The sequence below is a fragment of the Patulibacter ginsengiterrae genome (assembly GCF_056269115.1).
The window spans coordinates 36,377-56,382 of sequence record NZ_JBWDOG010000010.1 but is presented as its reverse complement, the minus strand read 5'-3'; the positions used below and the strand labels follow the sequence as shown (position 1 = coordinate 56,382).

Below are 20,006 nucleotides of genomic sequence, written 5' to 3'. Positions count from 1 at the left end.
AATGACCCCGGAAGCTGAAGCCGGGGCGGAATGACCCTACGTCCTCCCGCAGCCCGCGCCCCTCCCGCAGCCCACGCCCCTCCCGCAACCCACGCCCCTCCCGCAACCCCCGGCGGTCAGGCGGGGTGGCTGACGTTCAGGCGGGGTGGCCGTCGGCGGGCGGCGGGGTCTCGAGCGCGGCGTTGAAGGCGTCGGCGGCCTCGCGGATGCCCTCGCCGTGCTGCGGGCGCAGCGTCGCCTCGACGTGCCACCAGTAGCGACGCGGGGAGTGGCCGGGCAGGACGATCGACGCGAGTGCGCGCAGCAGGTAGGGCGCGGCCGCGAACGGACGGCAGCACCAGGCCACGAACGGCCCGTGGTGGGCCACCAGGTACCGCTCCTGGTTGCGGTGCAGCTCGACGATCCGGCGCCGTGCGCCGCTGCCGGTCGACAGGCCCTCGTGGTGGACGCAGCGGGCGGCCGGCACGTGCAGGGTGTGCCAGCCGGCGTCGGCCAGTCGCCGCTGGAGGTCGACCTCGTCGCCGTAGACGAAGTACTCGGGGTCGAGGTGGCCGATCGTCGCCGAGGCGCTGACCCGCACCAGCAGGCAGGCCGACTGGCACCAGTCGACCTTGCGGGTCGGGCCGGGCCCGGACTGGACGACCAGCGCCTTGTGCAGCAACAGGGCCTGGGCGACGGTCGTCCCGAAGCCCGGGAAGCGCCACGCGGACGGCTGCTCGACGCCGTCCGGCCGCAGCAGCGTCGCCCCCGCGCAGGCTGCCTGCGGGTCCCGCTCGAGGGCGTCGAGCAGCTCCTTGGTGGCGCCGGCCCGCAACTCGCTGTCCTCGTTCAGCAGCAGCGCGTAGCGGCCGTGGGCCTCGTCGAGCAGGCGACTGTCGTTGGCCGCCTTGCCCTCCCGCCGGTCGAGCGCGATCACGCGCGCCCCGACCGGGTGCTCGCGGGCGATCCGGACGCTGTCGTCGGTCGAGGCGTTGTCGAGCACCAGGACCTCGGTCGGGCGCTCCAGCAGCCGCTGCTCGAGCGCGATCGCATCGAGGCAGGCCGGGAGGAACTGGGCCCCGTTGGTTCCGACGACGCAGAACGTCACCAGCGGGGTGGACTCCACGGACGGCACGGGGCCACGGTATCGACGTAGGCCGCGGTTCGGCAGACTGCACCTGTGTGCGTCTGCGACCGTGACCGGGGATGACCGTGCCCGAACCCGGTGATCTGATCGACGACTACCGCATCGAGCGTCAGCTGGGTGCGGGCGCGATGGGGACCGTCTGGCTCGCCGAGCACGTGACGCTCGGGCGGCAGGTGGCGCTCAAGCTGCTGTCTCCGCAGCTCGCGGACGATCCGGCGTTCCGCGAGCGGTTCGCGCGGGAGGCACGACTCGCCGCCCGCCTCGACCACCCGAACGTCGTTGCGGTCTACGACGCGGGCACGGGCCCTGCCGGGCTCTGGCTGGCGATGCGCTACGTCGAGGGCGAGGACCTGCGCGCCCGGCTCCAGCGGGCGGCGCCGAACGGCCTGCCTCCGGAGCAGGCGGTCGCGATCATCGAGCAGGTCGCCGCGGGGCTCGACCACGCCCACGGCCTCGGACTGGTCCACCGCGACATCAAGCCGGCCAACGTCCTGCTCGAGCGGGCCGCCGACGGGACCGACCCGGGGCGGACCGCGATCTCCGGGGTCCAGCGGGTCCTGCTCGCCGACTTCGGGCTGACCAAGGAGCTGGACGAGACCCGCGACCTGACCCAGACGGGGATGATGCTGGGGACGGTCGACTACGTCGCGCCCGAGCAGATCGAGGGCCGCGCGGTCGACGCTCGCGCCGACATCTACGCGCTGGCGGCGATGCTGCGGGTGCTGCTGACCGGCCGCCCCGCGTTCGAGGGCACGACGATGGCGAAGCTCTACGCCCACGTCAACGCCCCGCCGTCGCCGGTCGCCGCGCTCGACGGGGCGCTGGCGCCGTTCGACGGCCCGCTCGCCCGCGGGCTGGCCAAGGACCCGGCCGACCGCTTCGCGACCGCCGGCGAGCTGGCCCAGGCCGCCCGCCACGCGCTCGCCGATGCGGTCCTCGCCGACACCGAGGCGACGATCGTGGTGCCGACCCCGCGCCGGCCGACCCCGCCCGCCGGTCCGCCGACCCCACGTCCGCGGCAGCCCGTCGCGGCCGTTGCGGCGGCGCCGACCGTCGCGCGGCCGGTGCGATCGGCACCCGTGACCCCGCCGCCGGGCCCGCCCGCCGGCCCTCCGGTCGACCCCTCCGGGAACGACTGGACCCGCTACCTGCTCCCCGGCCTCGGGCTCGTGGTGCTCGTGGTGGTGCTGGGCGCGATCGCCGCGCTCGCGCTCGGTGGGGACGACGACGGCGGCACGACCCGGGCCGGCGACGGCGACCGGACGACGACCCGCAAGCGCACGAAGACCAGCACGGCCCGGACCGCGACCACCGCGAGCACGCCGACCACGACCGCGGCCCCGGCGACGACGAGCACCGCCGAGACCCCGCCGGCGGACCCGAGCAGCACGATCCCCGTGCCCGGCGGCGGGACGATCACCGCCGGCGAGCCCGCGGGCGACAGCCAGGCCGGGACGCCGCTGGTCGGCGACGCGGCCTCGGCCGAGTACCTGGCGCCGGACGGGAGCTGGACCACGCTCGTCGCCCGCCCCGGCGACGGCTGGGAGACGCCGCAGCGGACGTCGATGAGCGGTGGCGCGCTCTTCCGGCTCCGGCAGGCCGGTCCCGACGGGCGGGTGATCCTGGTCGACCACACCCCCGACCAGGCGGCCAGCTTCGACACCAGCCCCGGCGTGCTCGAGACGCGCGCGATCGGCGACACCGGCTTCGGCGAGGTCCAGGGCTTCCGCTTCCGCGACCAGCGGCTCGGCGACATCGCCCCGTGCAGCAGCATGAGCTGCGTCGACGTCCCGTTGAACGCGGACGAGGACGGCCCCGGCTGGGGCGTGCTCGTCGCGGCGCCGACGGCGAGCGAGGCGTGGGCGACCGCCGAGCGGATCGTCCGCGCGACCGGGCCGACCGACGGCTGAGCGCGGCTCCGCCGATCCACGGGGCGTCTCGACCGATCGTCGGCGGAACCCGGCCGAGCGACGCGCCGCCGGGCGGCGTGCAGGCTTCGGCCCAGCGGCAGGATCCGCGGGCCCGGAGGCGTAGGGCAGGACGTCGTGTCCTCGCCCCTCCACCCCGGTGATCGTCTCGCCGGCTATCGCATCGAGCGCGAGCTCGGCCACGGGGCGACCGGGGTCGTCTACCTGGCCCGCCAGGAGACGCTCGACCGGCAGGTCGCCCTGAAGGTCGCGGGCGCGCCGCTGGCGACCGACGCGGCGTTCCGCGAGCGCTTCCGGCGCGAGGCCCAGGCGGCGGCCGGCCTCGACCATCCCAACGTCGTGACGGTGCTCGACAGCGGTGACGACGACGCTCACCTGTGGCTGGCGATGCGGCTCGTCGACGGCCCCGATCTGCGGGTCCTGCTGCGGCGGACGGGGCGGCTCGAGCCGGAGCAGGCGGTCTCGGTCGTCGAGCAGATCGCCGCGGCGCTCGACGCCGCGCATGCCGCCGGCCTCGTCCACCGCGACGTCAAGCCCGGCAACGTCCTGATCGAGGATCGCCCCGGCCGCGAGCTGCACGTCGAGCTGGCCGACTTCGGCCTCGTCCGGCCCGCCGGCGCGACCACCCCCGAGGACCCCGAGGGCACCCCGGGCTACGCGGCGCCCGAGCAGCTGGCGGGCCAGGACGCCTCCCCCGCGGTCGACGTCTTCGGCCTCGGCTGCGTCCTCTACGAGCTGCTGACCGGGGTTCCGCCGACGCCGGTCGCGGCCCGCGCCGCGACCGGGGACCAGCTCCCGTCGGGCGAGAGCTATGTCCACCGTGAGGGGCTGCGCCCGTCCGACGCGCTGCCCGCGCTCGGCGTCGCCTTCGACCGGATCGTGCTGGCGGCGACCGCGCCCGATCCCGCGGCGCGCCCGGCGTCGGCGGGAGAGGTGGCCGCGGCGGCGCGGGCCGCGCTCGAGGCGCCGCGGGTGGCTCCGCCGGCCTCGGCGGCGGAGGTCCGGGCCGCGGCTGCGGCGCCGGCGACGCCGGACGAGATGGCGATTCCGCCGGGCCACGACGACGAGCAGGACGAGCACGAGGACGAGTTCGAGCCGGCGGCCGCCGCGACGACGCTGGTGGCCCCGCCGCGGGAGCACCGTCGGTCGCGGCGTGCGCTCGGGCTGTTCGTCGCCGCGGTGCTCGCGGTCCTCGCCGCCGCCTTCCTCTTCATCGGCCCGCTCGGTCCGGCCGAGCGGGCGCGGGTCACGACCAAGGGGGCCACGGCCTCCGGGGGCGCCACGGGCGGCGCGCCGCGCGACCTGACCGGACGATCGTCGTCGGGCGGTGGGACGGGAGCGAACGGCTCGGGCGGGACCCGCTCGGGCGGGGCGGCCGCCGGGAGTCGCGGATCGGGCGCGGCCGGCGGCGGGACGTCCGCGCCCGGCGGGCGGGCGTCGTTGAAGGGTGGCGCGGCCGGCGGAGGGAGGACCTCCGGCGGCGGAGCTGCTGCGGCGCGCAGCGGGGCGGCTTCCGGGACGGCAGCGGGCCGCTCGGCGTCGGCTGCGGCCGCCGCGACGAGCGGGCAGGCCGCTCCGGGGGGCGCAGGCGCGGCTACGGCCGGGGGGTCGGGGTCGGGTGCCGCTGCGGGGGCGGACCGCGGGTCTGCCGGCGGCGCGGCGTCGTCCGCGCGCGGTTCGTCCGCCGCGGCCACCGCCGTCGGCAGCGGCCGCAGCCGGGCCTCGATCCCGGTCGTGCCCGACGGCGCGCCGGGCACCGGCAGCCGCGCTCTGGTCCGGCCGGCGCCGGCCGCCGGCAACGAGCGGTTCGGCGGCGGCGGCTGGTCGCTCGACCTGCCGGTCGCCGAGGGCTGGCGCCAGACCACGGTCCAGGAGCACGACGGCGGACGCCGGATCGTCACGCGGCTGCTCCGTCCCGACGGCGCGCGGTTGATCCTCGAGTACCTGCCGGGAGGCACGGCGGTCTTCGGCCTCGGGCCGTCGCTGTCGTTCCCGGCCCGTCCGGTCGGCGGCGGCCGGGTCACCGGGGCGCTCTTCCGCGGCGGCCGCTACGCGCCCTGCCGACGGGGCGTCTGCGCCGCGGTTCCGGTCAACGGGGCCGACGGCGGCGTGCTGCTGATTGCCGCAGCCGCCGAGCCCGACGCGGCCGAGCGGCTGGCGGTCCGGGCCGTCCGCGGCCTGCGCGTCCGCTGACGTCCGCGGCCGGCCGGGCAGCGTCGAGGGCCCGAATCCCGGCCGGCTCGCCTTCTGCGACAGACTCCTCGTACCCGTGCAGATCAGGATCGTCGACCCGTCCGCCTACACCCCGCCGTACGACCACGCGCTCTGCAGTGCGCTGGCGCGCGGGGGCGACGACGTCACGCTGGTCACCAGCGAGTTCCCCTACGGCCAGGTGCCGTCGCCGGAGGGCTACGCGATCGAGCGCGGCTTCTACCGCCGGAGCTTCGGGCCCGCCGGATCGCGCATGCGGCGGGTGGCGAAGCTCGCCCAGCACGTTCCCGACATGCGCCGGTTGGCGCGGAGCTCGCGCGGGGCCGACGTGCTCCACTTCCAGTGGCTGGCCGTGCAGCCGCTCGACGTCCACCTGCTGCCGCGCGACCTGCCGGTCGTCCTGACCGCCCACGACGTGCTCCCGCGCGAGCCGCGGCCCGGGCAGCTGACCGCCCAGCAGCGGCTCTACGAACGGGTCGACGCGGTCGTCGTCCACTCCCACCACGGTCGCGATCGGCTGGTCGAGGCGCTCGACATCGATCCCGAGCGGGTCCACGTGATCCCGCACGGGGCCTTCGGGTACCTGACGACCATCGACCCGGTCCCGCTGCCGCCGGTGCTGCAGACGGTCAAGCGCCCCGTGGTCCTGTTCTTCGGCCTGCTGCGGCCCTACAAGGGCCTCGACGTCCTGCTCGACGCCTGGGGCCGGATGGCCGGGGACGGCGGGGCCTCGGCCGAGCTGTGGATCGTCGGCCTGCCGAAGATGGACGTCACCGCGCTCAAGCGCGACGCCCCCGCCGGGGTCCGGTTCGTCGACCGCTTCGTCACCGACGCCGAGGCCGCGGCGTTCTTCCGGCGGGCCGACGCGGTCGTCCTCCCCTACCGCGAGATCGACCAGTCCGGCGTGCTCTTCACCGCGCTCGCGTTCGGGCGGCCGCTGGTCCTGACGGACGTCGGCGGCTTCCCCGAGATCGCCGCCGAGGGCGCGGCCGAGCTGGTCCCGCGGGGCGACGCGGCGGCGCTGGCGGCGGCGCTCTCCGGCCTGCTCGAGGATCGCGGTCGCCGATCTGCGCTGGCCGACCGGGCCGCGGAGCTCGCTGCGGGCCCCTACTCCTGGGACGGCGTGGCGGCGGCCCACCGCCGGCTCTACGCCCAGCTGCAGCGCTGAGCCTGGTTCCGCCGATTCCCGACCCGGTGGGGCCACGCGGGGCCGGAGTCCGATACCGTCGGTAGGATTGGCCGGGAGATGCCCGCTCTGAACCTGCCCGCCGCGTACCGCAAGCTCGAAGGGCTGCCGCTCGGTCGCGCGGTCGTCTCGCGCGTCTACCGGACCGCGGCGCCGTACTTCCTCACGATCCCGGCCTCGCTCGACGCGCTCGAGCCGGGCCGCGCCGAGGCCTCGATGCGGGCGGTGCCGTGGACCCGCAACCACCTCGGCACGGTCCACGCGATCGCGCAGTGCAACCTCGCCGAGTACGTGATGGGAGCGCTGGCCGAGGCCACGATCCCGCCGTCGCACCGCTGGATCCCGCGCGGCCTGAGCATCGAGTACCAGACCAAGGCGACCGGGCGGCTGCGGGCCATCGCCGAGCTGGAGCTGCCCGCCGAGCTCGGCGAGAAGCAGGAGCTGCCGGTCCAGATCCGGATCCTGAACCACGAGGACGTCGAGGTCGCCACGGCGACGATCCCGATCTGGGTCACCGCCCGCCCGGCCTGAGCGGCGCGCGGCGGGCTCGGTCGTCCGGCCCGCCGGTCGTCACCGATGGATCGCCGTGATCGGGCGGGTCCGGCCGATCGGCGCGGAGATCGCCGTCGGCCCGGCGGGTCCGAGCGACGTCGGTCGCCGGCCCCGATCGGCCCCGGGCGACGGCGGGGCGTCCGCGGCCGGCTGGCTGGCCCCGGAGGGCGTGCCCCTCGCCGCGAGTGACCTGGGGCTGAACGGACAGGGCGACGCGCTTGCCGTCGGGCGCGGAGCGGGTTCCGGCGGAGGCACGGCGATCCGGGCGACGGACCGGCCGCGCGGTGGTCATTGGAGCGGATCCGTCGCTGTCTCCGACAGTGGGGACAGCGCGGTCGAGCCCCCGCGGGTGGCGGTCGATCGCAACGGCGACGCCGTGGCGATCTGGTCCTCGTCCAACGCGGACGGAGCGAACCGGGTCCGGGTCGCAAGCCGCCCCGCCGGCGGCGTCTGGAGCGCGCCGGAGCGGCTCTCCGCCGCTGCGTCGTTCCCGGGCGCTGACTACGACGTCGTCATCGATGAGCAGGGCGGCGCGACGGCGACCTGGGTCGAGCACAAGGCCTCCGCCTCGGCCTACGTCGTGCGGAGCGCCAGCCGCCCGCGCGGTGGCCTCTGGAGCGCGCCGGTCGACCTCTCGGACGGCGGCGACGGCAACGCGGCCGATCCGCGGCTGGGGATCGACGCGCAGGGCACGGCGACCGCGATCTGGGCGGTGACCGACAGCGACGGCGCGGTCGTGCAGGCGGCGCGGCGCGCGGCTGGGGGCGACTGGAACACGGCGGTCGATCTCTCGGACGGCGACGACGGCTACGCCGGCGATCCACAGCTGGCGGTCGATCCGCAGGGCAACACGGCCGCGGTCTGGAAGTGGTTCGAGGTCGGTGGCGACCACGTCGTGGAGGCCGCGTATCGACCCGTCGGGCACGCTTGGAACGGGGCGTCCGTCCTGGGCGAGGGCAGCGCCCCGCAGGTCGCGATCGACCAGCAGGGCAACGCGACCGCGGTCTGGTGGTCGCTCGGGATCCTCCGGACCAGCACCAGCGCGGCGAGCGGACCGTGGAGCGGCTCGGCCGACGTGCCGGCTGATTCTGACGCCGGCAACCTGACCTCCTCGTGGGTGGGCGTCGATCCGCAGGGCGACGTGACCGTGATGTGGGGGCGGTTCGGCGGGGGCCAGGCGACCGGTCACGCCGTGCGCCGCACGTCCCGGGGCGCGTGGGGCTCGGTGATCGACCTGTCGGTCGGGCCGATCACCGCGGAGCCGGCGGCGGGCGTCGATCCGCAGGGCAACGTGACCGTGGTCTGGTCCGCGTCGCTCTCGTCGGGCTCCAGCAGCGTCTTCGACCCCGTCGCTCCCGAGCTGCGGAGTCCGTCGGTGCCGGTGAGGGGGATCGTCGGGCAGCCGGTCGCGATGTCGGTCGATCCGTTCGACGCCTGGTCCGCGGTGACGACCACATGGGAGTTCGGTGACGGCCAGTCCGGCTCGGGCGCCGCGGTTGGCCACACGTACGGCTCGCCGGGCGAGCGCACGGTGGCGATCACCGGCGTCGACGCGGCGGGGAACACGTCCCGGACGACGCGGACGATCACGATCGATCCGGTCCCGGTGGGGGCTCCCCCGCCGGGGCCCGGCCCCGCACCCGGCCCGGGCCCCGCCCTGACGGCACCGGTCTTGTCGGGCCTCCAGCAGTCCGCCTCGCGCTGGCGGACGCGCGCGGTCAAGCGCGGGCCGCGGCTGCCGGTCGGCACGAGCTTCCGGTTCAAGCTCGATCGCGCCGCGCGGGTCCGGTTCGCGTTCTCCCAGATCGCTCCCGGCCGGCGGGTCGGCGGGCGCTGCGCCAAGCCGACCAGGGCGAACCGCAAGAAGCCGCGCTGCGATCGCTCCCAGGCCCGGGGCACGCTGAGCGTCGCCGGCAAGGCCGGGGCCAACGCCTACGCCTTCCGCGGTCGGGTCGGCGGACGCACGCTGAAGCCGGGGCGCTACCGGGTGCTCGTGACCGCGCTCGCCGACGGCAAGACGTCGAGCGCCGCGTCGGTCCGGTTCACGATCGTCCGCTGACCTCTCCGGGAGCGTCCCGGCGCGGACCCGGGCGGGCGGGGCCGCGCGCCGGCGGCTTGCGACCGGTCGTCCGGATCTCGTCGAGGGTCCGCCGCTGGTGCCCGTCGGCGTCGAAGTTGGCCGGGGCCAGCCAGGTCCGGAACGCGCGGTCGGCCGCCGGCCACTCGCTGTCGAGCAGCGAGAACCAGGCCGTGTCGCGGTTGCGGCCCTTGACGACCATGTCCTGGCGGAAGGTCCCCTCGTAGGTGAAGCCGAACCGCTCGGCCGCCCGCCGCGAGCGCCAGTTGAGGGCGTTGCACTTCCACTCCAGGCGACGGTTGCCGAGGCCCTCGAAGGCGTGGCGGGCCATCAGCCAGATCGTCTCCGTCGCCGCCGGCGTCCGTTGCAGGGCGGCCCCGAACCAGATGTGGGCGATCTCGATCCGGCCGATCTCCGGGGCGATCCGGATATAGGCCAGCATCCCGGCGGGTGCCCCGGTCCGCTGGGCGACGATCGCGTAGAAGGGATCCACTGCGGCGGCCCGCTCGCGGAGGAAGGCGTCGAAGCTCGGGCGGTCCGGGAACGGCCCGTAGGCGAGGTAGTCCCACAGCCGCGGATCGCCCGCGTCGGCCGCGACCCGCAGCCCGTCGCCGTGGCGGTCCGGGTCGAGCGGCTCGAGTCGGACCCGCTCCCCGCTGAGCACGTCGGGGCCCGGCGGCCGGGCGGGGACCCAGTCGATCGGGATGCCGAGATGATCGCCTGTGCCCATACCGACAAGGTAGTCCGTGGAGCCGGCCAGCTCCAGCGTCTGGGACAGGTTCCTCGAGCGCCGACGCGAGCCCGCCCGCCCGGTTCTGGGACGATCCGTACGTGCGTCTCCTGCAGCTCTCGGCCCTCGGCCTGCTCGCCTGGACCCACGTCGGCTGGGGCGTGTTCCTGCGGCTCGCGCGGCGGCTCGGCCTCGGGCGGGTGGCGGACGACCGCGAGAGTCGTGCGGCGGGCTCCGGCGACGGGTCGTCCACGACCGACGCCGCCGGCCCGGGCGCCACCGGCGAGCCGCGTCCGATGGTCTCGCTGATCATCGCCGCCTACGCCGAGGAGGACGCGATCGCGGCCACGATCGGTCGGCTCCGCGCCCAGACCTGGCCCGCCGACCGGCTCCAGCTGATCGTCGCCTGCGACGGCTCGACCGACGCGACCGCGGAGCGAGCCCGGGCGGCCGGGGCCGACCTGGTGCTCGAGCTGGAACGCGGCGGCAAGCACCACGCCCAGGCCGGCGGGGTCGCCGCGGCCACGGGCGAGATCCTCGCCTTCAGCGACGCGAACACGCTCTGGGAGCCCGACGCGCTCGCCGAGCTGGTCGCCGCCTTCGAGGACCCGGAGGTCGGCTACGCCTGCGGCCGGGTCCGGTTCGTGGCCGAGGACGGCGCCACCAACCAGGAGGGCGCCTACTGGCGGCTGGAGATGGCCCTGCGCCGGCTCGAGAGCGACTGGTGGTCGGTGACGGCCGGCAACGGCGCGATCTACGCGCTGCGGGCCGAGCTCTGGCCGCGGCTGCGGACCCGCTTCGGACACGACCTCGCGCTCCCCCACCAGACCGTCCGCGCCGGCGCGCTGGCCGTCGACCGTCCGACCGCCCGAGCGAGCGAGCCGATGGTCCCGACCGTCGACGGCGAGTGGCGCCGCAAGCGGCGGATGATGAACCAGGCCTGGCGGGTCGTCCTGCACGGCGGCGAGGACGACGGCCTGCGCGGCGGGATCCTCGACCCGACCGGGCTGCCGCCGGCCTACCTCGCGGCGCTGGTCAGTCACCGCTGGCTGCGCTACGCGAGCCCCTTTCTGCACCTGATCGCCTACGCGGCTGGGGCGGTGCTGCTCGTGCGCGGACGGCGTGGGGGGCGCCCGACGCTCGACCTGCTGCTGCTCGCCGCGCACCTCGCCCTACCGCTCGGGGCCGCCGCCGCGGGCCGCTGGCGCTGGCGGCCGTTGCTGCTCTGCCGCTACTACGTGTTGATGACCGCCTCGATCGCCGCCGGGCTCGCCGACCACCTGCGACACGGCACCCCCGCGGGTTGGGATCCGGCGGAGGGCACGCGGTGACCGGCCGGGAAGCGGCGGACGTCGATCCCCGTGACCGCCACGCCGCGCTCCGGTCGGCGATGCGCGACGCCGGGATGGCGGTCGGTCCCGACGGCCCGATCGCGCGCCCCGGTGGCACCCGCCTCGGGGGCCTGGTCCGGCGTGCGTTCGACGTCGTCGTCGCGGCGGTGGCGCTGCTGATCCTGGCCGTCCCGCTCGGGCTGGTCCTGCTGGTCGTGCGGTTGGAGTCGCCGGGCAGTCCGATCTTCCGTCAGCGGCGGGTCGGCCTCGACGGCGAGGAGTTCGACGTGCTCAAGGTCCGGACGATGGTCCAGGGCGCCGAGCGGATGGGGGCCGGGCTGGCGATCGTGGCCGGCGACGCCCGGATCACCCGGCTCGGCCGCCTGCTGCGGCGGACGTCGGTCGACGAGCTGCCGCAGTTCGTCAACGTGCTTCGCGGTGAGATGTCGATCGTCGGCCCGCGACCGACCGTCCCGGTCCAGATCGCCGGCTACGACGACCGCCAGCGCGAGCGGCTGCTGGTCCGCCCCGGCCTGACCGGGTGGGCGCAGATCCAGGGTCGGACGACGCTCTCGTGGCCCGAGCGGATCGAGCTCGACCGCTGGTACGTCGCCCACCGCTCGCTGCGGGTCGACGTCGGGATCCTGCTGCGGACGGTGCGGGTCGTGCTCGGTGGCGCCGGGGTCCAGCGCGACGGCGCCGCCTGGGCGGTGCCGCCAACCGCCGCCGACGGAGCGCCTTCGAGCCCACCGAGTGCGAGCCTGACGGGCCCGAGTGCCGAGGCCCCGGACGCTGGTCTGGACGGTTCGTCCACCGCCGTCCAGCCGCCCCCGGCCGATCCGCGGCGCTGACCCGGACGATGGTCCAATCCGGCCCGGAGGCGCATGGCGCCCGGTGGTCCGGGTAACAGCATGTCGTGATCTACTCTCTCGTCGTACTCCTCGCGATCGTCGCGGTCATCCTGTTCATCGCCAAGGTCGCGGTCGGCGGTGGCATCCTGGCGATCGCAGCCGTCGTCGTGTTGCTCTACCTGCTGCTCAACGCCCGTGGGGGCCGCGGCACGCGGGTCTGATCTCGGCCTCCGCCCGCTGGCCGCCACCTCGCGCCCGCCGCGGCTCGCCGCTCACGCCGCGCCCACTGCCGTGCGCCCAGCGGCCCGCCGGCTATTCCCGCGGATCGAGCCAGGAGACGTGCAGCGAGGTACGGCCGCCGTCCTCGGCCCGCAGCGCCGCTTCGACCTGCCAGACCTCGGCCAGTCGCTCCGGGGTCAGGACCTCGGTCGGGGGGCCGACGGCGACGGTCCGTCCCTGCGAGAGGACCACGACCCGGTCGGCGATCGCCGCGGCGAGCGCCAGGTCGTGGACGACCAGGATCACGGCCAGTCCGTCGTCGGCCAACGAGCGCAGCAGCCGCGCCATCGCGGCGGTCGCGCCGAGGTCGAGGGCCGAGGTCGGCTCGTCGGCGATCAGCACCGGCGTCGCCTGGGCCAGGCCGACGGCGACGTGCACGCGCTGGAGCTCGCCGCCCGAGAGGGTCGGCAGCGAGCGGTCGGCGAAGCGGAGCGCGTCGGCGCGCGTCAGCGCCGCCTCGACCACGTCGCGGTCGGCCTGCCCAGCCCGTTGGAGCAGGCCGAGGTGGGGCGCCCGGCCGATCGCGACGGCCTCGCGGACGGTGATCCCCTCCGGCACCCGCGGGCGCTGGGGGACGAAGGCGCGCAGCTTCGCCAGCTGGCGGCCACGGAGCTTGCGGACGTCGTCGCCGCCCCAGCGGATCGTGCCGCCGGCGGTCGGCTGGAGCCCGGCGACGGCCCGGGCGAGGGTCGACTTGCCGGCGCCGTTCGGTCCGACGACGGCGACCAGCTCGCCGGCGGCCAGCGTCAGGTCGGCCCCGTGCACGATCGACTTGCCGGCGATCGTGACCCGGACGTCACGGGCCTCCAGCAGCAGCGGCCCGCTCTCGGGGTGCTCCGCGTGCGGGTGGACGTGGATCGGCAGTTGCTCGGCCGGGGATGGATCGGCGTGGTCGCCGGTCCGCGGGGTCTCCGCCAGCCGACCCGTGCTCGCGCCCGCGCCGTCGGGGCCGTGCTCGCGCCGCTCGTCGCCGTTCGGCCGCTCGCTCATACGGCCTTCCGCAGCAGCCAGAGGAAGAACGGCACCCCGATCACGACCATGAACGGGCCGACCGGCAGGTCGACGCCGGGCACGATCGTCCGCGAGACCTCGTCGCCGAGGGTCACCAGCGCGGCACCGCCGACCGCGGCGACCGGGATCACGAACCGGTGGCTCGAGGTCCGCCCGGCGATCCGGACCGCGTGGGGCACGATCAGGCCGACGAAGCCGAGCAACCCGGCGAGGGCGGCGGCCGAGGCGGCGAGCAGCGCGGCGGCGGTCGCGGCCACGATCCGGATCGTCGTCGGGTTGACCCCCAGCGAGCGGGCGACGTCGTCGCCGAGCGCGAGCCGGTCGAGCGGGCGGATCAGGACCAGCGCCGCCGCCAACCCGATGCCGATGTAGGGGGAGATCGGGCCGAGCTTGGCCCAGCGGTCGTAGGCGAGGAAGCCGGAGAGGAACGGCACCGCCGACGGCACGCGGTCGGGGTAGATGTTCATCACGGCCATCGTCGCCGCGCCGAACAGGGCGCTCATCGCGATCCCGGCCAGGATCAGCCGGACGACGCTGCCGCCACCCGGCCCGAGGGCGGCGACCGCGAAGACGACGACCGCCGCCAGCAGGCCCATCCCGAGCGCCAGGACCGGCAGTAGGTTCGGCTCGTTGGGGAAGATCAGCAGGGCGATCATGCCGCCGAGCCCGGCTCCCGCCGTCACGCCGATCACGTCGGGTGAGGCGAGCGGGTTGCCGAGCGCGCCCTGCAGCAGGGAGCCGGACACGGCCAGCGCGCCGCCGACGGCGATCGCGGTGACCGTACGGGGGATCCGCAGGTCGACGACGATCTGGACCGCCTCCGGGCTCGGATGCCCCGGCGTGCCCGGGAGGATGTCGCGCAGGAAGCCGGGCAGGACCTCCCAGTAGAGGACCTGGAGGACCTCGCCGATCGGGATCCGGACCGAGCCGAGCGCGAGCGACGCCACCGACACGACCACGAGGGCCACGAGCGCGACGACGGCGACGGTGAGCTGGCGCTTGGTCACCCGGCGGTGGCCGGCGACGGTCGTGACCGGCGCGGCGCCGGCCCGTGGCCCGCGGGCCGACTGCGCTTCGCGCGCGTTCGTCCCGCCGGTCCGCACTAGTTCTTCAGGTACTCGCGACGGACCTTGCTGATGCTGGCGCCCGGGGTCGTCGAGGCCTGCAGCAGCGTGTCGGGATCGGAGATGTAGATCCGGTTGTTGCGCGCGGCGGAGGTGTTCTTCCAGCCGGCCCGGTTCTTCATGTTCTGCTTCGTCTGCTCGATCGACGACGGCGTCCCGTGCGGGACGGCGATGATCACGTCGGGGTTCTTGGCGACCACGATCTCGTCGCTGAGCGGGGCGAAGCTGCCCGGGGTGCCGGAGATCGAGGTCCCCTTCATCCCGTCGGTCAGCAGCCGGCCGCCGGCGTTCTTGACGATGTCGCCGCCCCAGCTGTTGGGCAGGAAGGCCGAGGTCGAGCTGCCGACGCCGAGCACGAGCAGGACCGTCGGGCGGCCCTTGATGCCCTTGCGCGCGGCGGTGATGTCGCGGTTGATCTTGGCGACGAGCGTCTTGCCGAGCGCCTGCTTGCCGAACCGGGCGGAGAGCTTGCGGGTCGCGGCGGAGACGGTGTTGAGGCGCTGCGGGTCGATCCCGTCGTCGACGGCGATCCCGGACTTGCGGATCTGGTTGGTGCCCTGGCGCCAGTTCGGCGAGGAGAGGACCAGGTCCGGCCTGAGCGAGATCAGGTTCTCGAGGTTCGGCCCGTTGGGGTGCGTCAGGACCAGCCGCTTGACGCCGTTGAGGCGCCGCGAGAGGCGGTACGAGCTGCCGATCGGGGAGCCGACGGCGATCGGCTTGACGCGCAGGTCGGCCAGCGTGTTGGCGACGAACGGCGAGAGCGCGACGACCCGCTTCGGTGGGGCGGCGTCAGCGGCGGCGGGCAGCAGCGTCGCGCCGATCACGGCGGCGGTGGCCAGGGCGCCGGCGCGATGCGCGCGGCCGGAGCGGAGTGCGGCGGGCAGGGAGAACAAGCGAACCTCGGGCGTCGGGGTCGGGGGCCGTCGCGGAGACGGCGCCGCCGAGCGGTCGGTTAGGCAGCCCGAAGTAGAGTACCCGAACGTACCTGGGCCGGCGTTGCTGCGGCCGGTCGATCGGGGCTGGACGCTACCGCTGGTGGGCGCCGATCGGGGCGGTCGCCTCACTCGCCTGCTCCGGCCAGAGGCGCTCCAGGTAGGCCGCGATCTCGTTGGTCAGCCGCTCGGGGGCGATCCGCAGCTCGAGGATCGAGCTCGCCTCCAGCAGTCGCCCGTTCGGCAGCTCGGCCGCGAGCATGCCGGCGTCGGTGAACGGATGGACCGGATCGATGCGGTGGCCGATCACCAGCGTCGGGACCGTGATCGAGATCCGGTCGGCGCGCGGGGGCGCGACCCGGCCGAAGAACAGCCCGAGCAGCACGGCCGAGGTCGCCCGCGGGTCCTGGCGGACGGTGTCGAGCAGGACGTCGGCGGCCCAGATCCGCTTCGTCGGCAGCCGCCGCAGTCCGCGCCCGATCGCCCGCACCACCGGTTCGCCGCCCCGCAGCAGCGCGAACAGCGGCAGGAAGGTCGCGCCGATCGCGACCAGCGAGTTCTCGAGGACGGGCATCTCGATCACCATCCCGCGGATCTTCGAGGCGTCCGCGACCGCCGCCTCGAGCGACGAGTTGGCCCCGAGCGAGGTCCCGAAGAGGACCGCGTCGTCGACCTCGAGGTGGTCGATCAGGGCCAGCAGCAGCCGCCCGAAGCGGGTCATCGAGTAGGCCCAGCTGCGCTCCGGGCGGTCGGACTCGCCGTGCCCGAGCAGGTCGACGTTGACCACCCGGAAGCCGTGCCCGGCGAGCGCCGTCGCCAGCGGTCGCTGCATCTTGCGGTTGAGCGTCAGCCCGTGGATCAGGATCACCGTGCGGTCACCGGACCCCGACTCCTCGTAGGCGATCCGGTGGCCCTCGAACTCGAAGCTCTGCGCCATGGTTGCGCCAGCATACGACGCGGGGTAGGGTCGAACCTGACGGAGGCGTCACGTTTTGCGTGGGGCCGTCCCGACGATGCCCGCCACGCCGCCCTGTGCGGCCCGAGGAGACGACGCCAGCCATGGCACAGAACCGACAGCCCCGCGTCCTGGTCGGCCAGGTGGCCGCGATCACCGGCGGCGCCCGCGGGATCGGCAGGGCGACCGCCCGTGCGCTCGCCCGCGAGGGCATGAAGGTGGCGATCGGGGACGTCGATCTGGAGCTGGCCGAGGCGACCGCGCGGGAGCTGTCGGCGGGTGGGGCGACCGTCCGCGCCTACCCGCTCGACGTCACCGTCCGCGACTCGGTGCGGGAGTTCGTCGACGCCGTCGAGCGCGACCTCGGCCCGCTCGACGTCTTCGACAACAACGCCGGGATCATGCCCGTCGGCACCTTCCTGGAGGAGTCCGACGAGAGCACCCGCCGCCAGGTCGACATCAACGTCTTCGGCGTGATCCACGGCGCCAAGGAGGTCCTGCCGCGGTTCGTGGCTCGGGGCCGCGGGCACCTCGTGAACGTCGCCTCGATGGCCGGCAAGGGGGGCTTCCCGGGGGTGGCGACCTACTGCGGGACCAAGCACTTCGTGGTCGGGCTGTCGGAGGCCATTCGGGGGGAGCTGCACTACGCCGGCTCGCCGGTCGACGTCAGCTGCGTGATGCCGGCGATCGTGCAGACCGAGTTGGCGACGGGGCTGAAGGACACCCGCGGGGTCAAGAAGATCACGCCGGAGGACGTCGCCGAGTCGATCGTCGAGGTCCTCAAGAACCCGCGCTTCGACGTCTTCGTGCCGAAGTCGGCGGGGGTCGCGAACACGATCGTCGGAGTCCTGCCGCGGCGTGGCCGCGAGGGCCTGGTCCGGGCGCTGAAGGCCGACGTGGCCCTGATCGAGGCCGACCGCTCGGCCCGCGCGGGCTACGAGCTGCGGGCGACCGATGGCGGTCCGCAGCTCGAGGCCGGGGGCACGCAGGCCCGCTTGCCGGGCGGCGACTGAGCGGACGGCGCGGGGCCTGGGGTCGGCCGAGCGCCGGCCCCGATCGTGTCGCTGCCCGGGCTTCGGGCGGTTGCGGTCAAAACGTGTCTGGATGTCCCACATCGTGTGGCGGATGGTGTCCGCGCGATTCCGGCAGATGCGGGGTGTTTCCCGTCTGGGACGGGCGTACGCGGCGTCCGTCTCGGGGCCAAGACGTTTTGTACGTATGCACATTACGCGTTTCCGAATCGATCGGAAACTTGACACGGCCGCGTCGCAACTGTTCTACTTCACCCGCTTACGTGGCTATGGGGGTTAGAAGTGGAGCAAGAGATGAGCGCAGCGGGAGAGCGTGCCGCAACGGCACGAGGCCGCCTCGGAGAACGGGATCGCGAGCCAGGGGAGCGGCGTAGCCCAGGGGCCGCGGGCGTGCGCTCACGGCGCCGGATCGGCGGGATCGGGGCGCGGGTGAGCGCCCTCGCCCTGACCGCCGTGGCGCTCGGCATCGGCGCCGCTCCGGCCGCGGCCGCTCCGGGGACGACCCCCGACGGCAGCCGCGCCTACGAGCTGGTCTCGACCGGCGACAAGAACGCCGACGGCGTCCTGCCGGGCGCCGGCTTCGGGATGGGCCCGCCGCTGTTCGCCGCCGACGGCGACCACGCGCTCTTCGTCAGCGTGACCGGCTTCATCGGCGCCCACACCGCGCCGTTCTCCCAGAACTACGGCGCCCGGCGGACGGCCGAGGGCTGGACCTGGAAGCCGATGATCCCGGCGCCGCCGGCCGGCGCGACCGGGACCGTCGCCACCGGCGGCGACTGGCAGTCGGTCGGCTGGAGCAGCGACTTCCAGACCGAGTTCGCCCTCGCCTACACCGCCGCGTGGGACGCCGACGACCGCGACGGGGAGGGCGGCACCGACCTCTACGCCAGCGACGGCAGCGCGACCCCCAGCTGGGTCTCGCGCGGGAGCGGACCGAAGCTCGTCCCGGACGCGCCCCAGTACGCGGGCAGCAGCGCCGACGGGCGCTACGTCGCCTTCCAGACGCCGGCCAAGCTCGATCCGCGCGAGACGGACCCGACCAGCGGTCGCCAGAGCGGCGATGGCCTCTACCTCCGCGATCGCCAGGCCGGGACGACCACGCTGGTCGCGACCGGCGCGAACGGCGGCCTGCTGTCGCGCTGCGGCGTGTCGGGGATCTCCTCCTTCTCCACCGCGGGCCTCAACCAGATCTCGCGCGGCGGTGAGCGCGTCTTCTTCCGCTCCGGCTTCGCCTACGGCCCGGGAGCGCCGTGCAGCGCCTCGGCCGTCAACGGCCAGCTCTACGTGCAGCGCGACGGCGAGCCGGCGCAGCTGGTCTCGCCCTCGACCCGGACCACGCCCGACCCCGCCGGCCGGGCCGCGGTCGAGTTCCGGGCGGCCACGCCCTCCGGGAGCGACGTCTTCTTCGTCTCGACCGAGCTGAAGACCAACGACGCGACGATCACCAACGCGCTCTACCGCTTCCAGCTGCCGACCGCCGCCCACCCCGACGGCGTGCTGACGAACCTCACGCCGAAGGCCTACGGCGCCACCGCCCTCGATCAGTGGGGCCCGCCCGCGGTCTCCCCCGACGGCTCGGTCGTCGCGTTCAGCTCGACGACGGCGCTGACCGCCGACGCCCCCGTCGACGGCAGCAACAAGCTCTACCGCTACTCCGACGGCCAGCTGCGGCTGGTCGGCGTCGTCGGCTCGGACACGCCGAAGCTGCTCGACGGCAACCTCGCCCTCAGCGCCGACGGCAGCAAGCTCGCCTTCGCGACCGCGGCGCCCCAGTCGGGCGCGCCCGACCATACGGGCACGACGCAGGCGTACATCACCGGGACGTCGGGCGACGCGAAGCCGGTCTGCGCCACCTGCGGGACCGACGACCAGCCCACCGGCCCGTCAAGCATCGGCTTCAGCGTCGGCCGCAACGACGCGGCCGGGGCGTTCACGCGCAACCCGGTCACCAACGACGGCCGGCTCTTCTTCCAGACGGCGAGCCCGCTGGTCCGCGCTGACACGAACAACCGCAGCGACGTCTACGAGCGCCGGGCGGACGGCAGCTTCGCCCTGATCACCACCGGTCGGGCCGCGGTCGACGCCGACTTCATCGGCGCGTCGTCGGACGGCAGCAGCGTTGCCTTCTCCACCGGCGAGAGCTTGACCTGGGACGACGTCGACAACGGTGACGTCGACCTCTACGTCGCGCGCATCGGTGGCGGCTTCGACGCTCCGGCCGGTCCCGCCCGCTGCGAGGGCGACGTCTGCCAGGGGCAGCCGACCCCGCAGGCCCCGCTCGACCGCGCCGCCTCGGCGTTCGTCGTCGGGCCCGGCAACGTCGTGCCCCCGAAGGACGAGGTCGGTGGCGGCAGCAGCAAGCTGACCGTCCAGGCCGTGACCGCCAGCGAGCGGCGCAGCTTCGCGGCCGGCAAGCGCCTGAACCTGCGGCTGCGGGTGACCCGCGGCGGCACCGCCACGGTGACCGCGAAGGCCCGGATCGGGAAGCAGACCCGGACCGTCGCCCGCGCCAGCCAGCGCAAGCAGAGCGCGGGCACGATCAAGCTCGGCCTGCGGCTCTCGCGGGCCGCCCGCCGCGAGCTGACCCGCACGGGCCGGCTGCGGGTCACGATCACCGTTCGCCACACGGGCGCGCCGTCGCGGACGACGGCGCTCACCCTCACGACCAAGAAGGGCCGTTAG

General features: G+C 75.2%; 16 protein-coding genes. 10 read left to right on the top strand and 6 right to left on the bottom strand.

Annotation, left to right across the window (positions count from 1 at the left end):
- Positions 1–136: 136 nt before the first annotated feature.
- A complete protein-coding gene (locus ACVUH9_RS14190; RefSeq protein WP_475757985.1) occupies positions 137–1,114 on the bottom strand; it encodes a glycosyltransferase in 978 nt (325 codons plus the stop codon).
- A 71-nt stretch (positions 1,115–1,185) separates the two neighbouring features.
- On the opposite strand from ACVUH9_RS14190, the gene ACVUH9_RS14185 reads away from it, so the two are divergent.
- The 5 genes from ACVUH9_RS14185 to ACVUH9_RS14165 all read left to right on the top strand — a co-directional run bounded on the left by ACVUH9_RS14185 (position 1,186) and on the right by ACVUH9_RS14165 (position 9,062).
- A complete protein-coding gene (locus ACVUH9_RS14185) occupies positions 1,186–3,036 on the top strand; it encodes a serine/threonine-protein kinase (RefSeq protein ID WP_475757983.1) in 1,851 nt (616 codons plus the stop codon).
- A gap of 135 nt (positions 3,037–3,171) precedes the next feature.
- The gene (locus ACVUH9_RS14180; protein WP_475757981.1) at positions 3,172–5,247 is read left to right on the top strand and encodes a serine/threonine-protein kinase; all 2,076 of its coding nucleotides are present in this window, start codon (positions 3,172–3,174) and stop codon (positions 5,245–5,247) included.
- Between the two features lie 76 nt (positions 5,248–5,323).
- Complete coding sequence (locus ACVUH9_RS14175; protein WP_475757979.1) at positions 5,324–6,433, top strand: glycosyltransferase family 4 protein; 1,110 nt, start codon at positions 5,324–5,326, stop codon at positions 6,431–6,433.
- A gap of 78 nt (positions 6,434–6,511) precedes the next feature.
- Positions 6,512–6,982: a hotdog fold domain-containing protein gene (locus tag ACVUH9_RS14170; RefSeq protein ID WP_475757977.1), complete on the top strand. Its 471-nt coding sequence runs from the start codon at positions 6,512–6,514 to the stop codon at positions 6,980–6,982.
- 370 nt (positions 6,983–7,352) lie between these two features.
- Complete coding sequence (locus ACVUH9_RS14165) at positions 7,353–9,062, top strand: PKD domain-containing protein (protein WP_475757976.1); 1,710 nt, start codon at positions 7,353–7,355, stop codon at positions 9,060–9,062.
- Here the strand turns inward: ACVUH9_RS14165 and ACVUH9_RS14160 are convergent.
- Positions 9,046–9,810, bottom strand: a complete 765-nt coding sequence (locus ACVUH9_RS14160) for a GNAT family N-acetyltransferase (RefSeq protein ID WP_475757974.1) — start codon at positions 9,808–9,810, stop codon at positions 9,046–9,048. The two genes, ACVUH9_RS14165 and ACVUH9_RS14160, sit on opposite strands and share 17 nt — an antisense overlap.
- Positions 9,811–9,911: 101 nt before the next feature.
- Between ACVUH9_RS14160 and ACVUH9_RS14155 the strand changes: the two genes are divergently transcribed.
- From ACVUH9_RS14155 to ACVUH9_RS14145, 3 genes are all read left to right on the top strand, one after another.
- On the top strand, positions 9,912–11,141 hold the full coding sequence (locus tag ACVUH9_RS14155) for a glycosyltransferase (protein ID WP_475757972.1): 1,230 nt from the start codon (positions 9,912–9,914) through the stop codon (positions 11,139–11,141).
- Positions 11,138–11,992 (top strand): sugar transferase, encoded by an 855-nt coding sequence (locus ACVUH9_RS14150; RefSeq protein WP_475757970.1) that lies wholly within the window; start codon positions 11,138–11,140, stop codon positions 11,990–11,992. The genes ACVUH9_RS14155 and ACVUH9_RS14150 overlap by 4 nt, the downstream gene beginning before the upstream one ends.
- 65 nt (positions 11,993–12,057) lie before the next feature.
- A complete protein-coding gene (locus tag ACVUH9_RS14145; protein WP_475757968.1) occupies positions 12,058–12,213 on the top strand; it encodes a hypothetical protein in 156 nt (51 codons plus the stop codon).
- 91 nt (positions 12,214–12,304) lie between these two features.
- Here ACVUH9_RS14145 and ACVUH9_RS14140 read toward each other — a convergent pair whose 3' ends face one another.
- From ACVUH9_RS14140 to ACVUH9_RS14125, 4 genes are all read right to left on the bottom strand, one after another.
- Positions 12,305–13,261 (bottom strand): ABC transporter ATP-binding protein, encoded by a 957-nt coding sequence (locus ACVUH9_RS14140; protein WP_475757966.1) that lies wholly within the window; start codon positions 13,259–13,261, stop codon positions 12,305–12,307.
- The gene (locus tag ACVUH9_RS14135) at positions 13,258–14,385 is read right to left on the bottom strand and encodes a FecCD family ABC transporter permease (protein ID WP_475757965.1); all 1,128 of its coding nucleotides are present in this window, start codon (positions 14,383–14,385) and stop codon (positions 13,258–13,260) included. The genes ACVUH9_RS14140 and ACVUH9_RS14135 overlap by 4 nt, the downstream gene beginning before the upstream one ends.
- Positions 14,385–15,299 carry an ABC transporter substrate-binding protein gene (locus tag ACVUH9_RS14130; protein WP_475757963.1) on the bottom strand — a complete coding sequence of 305 codons (915 nt, stop codon included), beginning with the start codon at positions 15,297–15,299 and terminating at the stop codon, positions 14,385–14,387. Before ACVUH9_RS14130 ends, ACVUH9_RS14135 begins: the two co-directional genes overlap by 1 nt.
- Before the next feature lie 133 nt (positions 15,300–15,432).
- Positions 15,433–16,275: an alpha/beta fold hydrolase gene (locus tag ACVUH9_RS14125; protein WP_475757961.1), complete on the bottom strand. Its 843-nt coding sequence runs from the start codon at positions 16,273–16,275 to the stop codon at positions 15,433–15,435.
- A gap of 122 nt (positions 16,276–16,397) precedes the next feature.
- Here ACVUH9_RS14125 and ACVUH9_RS14120 point away from each other — a divergent pair, with 122 nt between their 5' ends.
- Both ACVUH9_RS14120 and ACVUH9_RS14115 read left to right on the top strand, forming a co-directional pair.
- Positions 16,398–17,306, top strand: coding sequence for an SDR family oxidoreductase (locus ACVUH9_RS14120; protein WP_475757959.1), 909 nt, complete (start codon positions 16,398–16,400; stop codon positions 17,304–17,306).
- Positions 17,307–17,714: 408 nt separating this feature from the next.
- A complete protein-coding gene (locus tag ACVUH9_RS14115; protein ID WP_475757957.1) occupies positions 17,715–20,006 on the top strand; it encodes a hypothetical protein in 2,292 nt (763 codons plus the stop codon).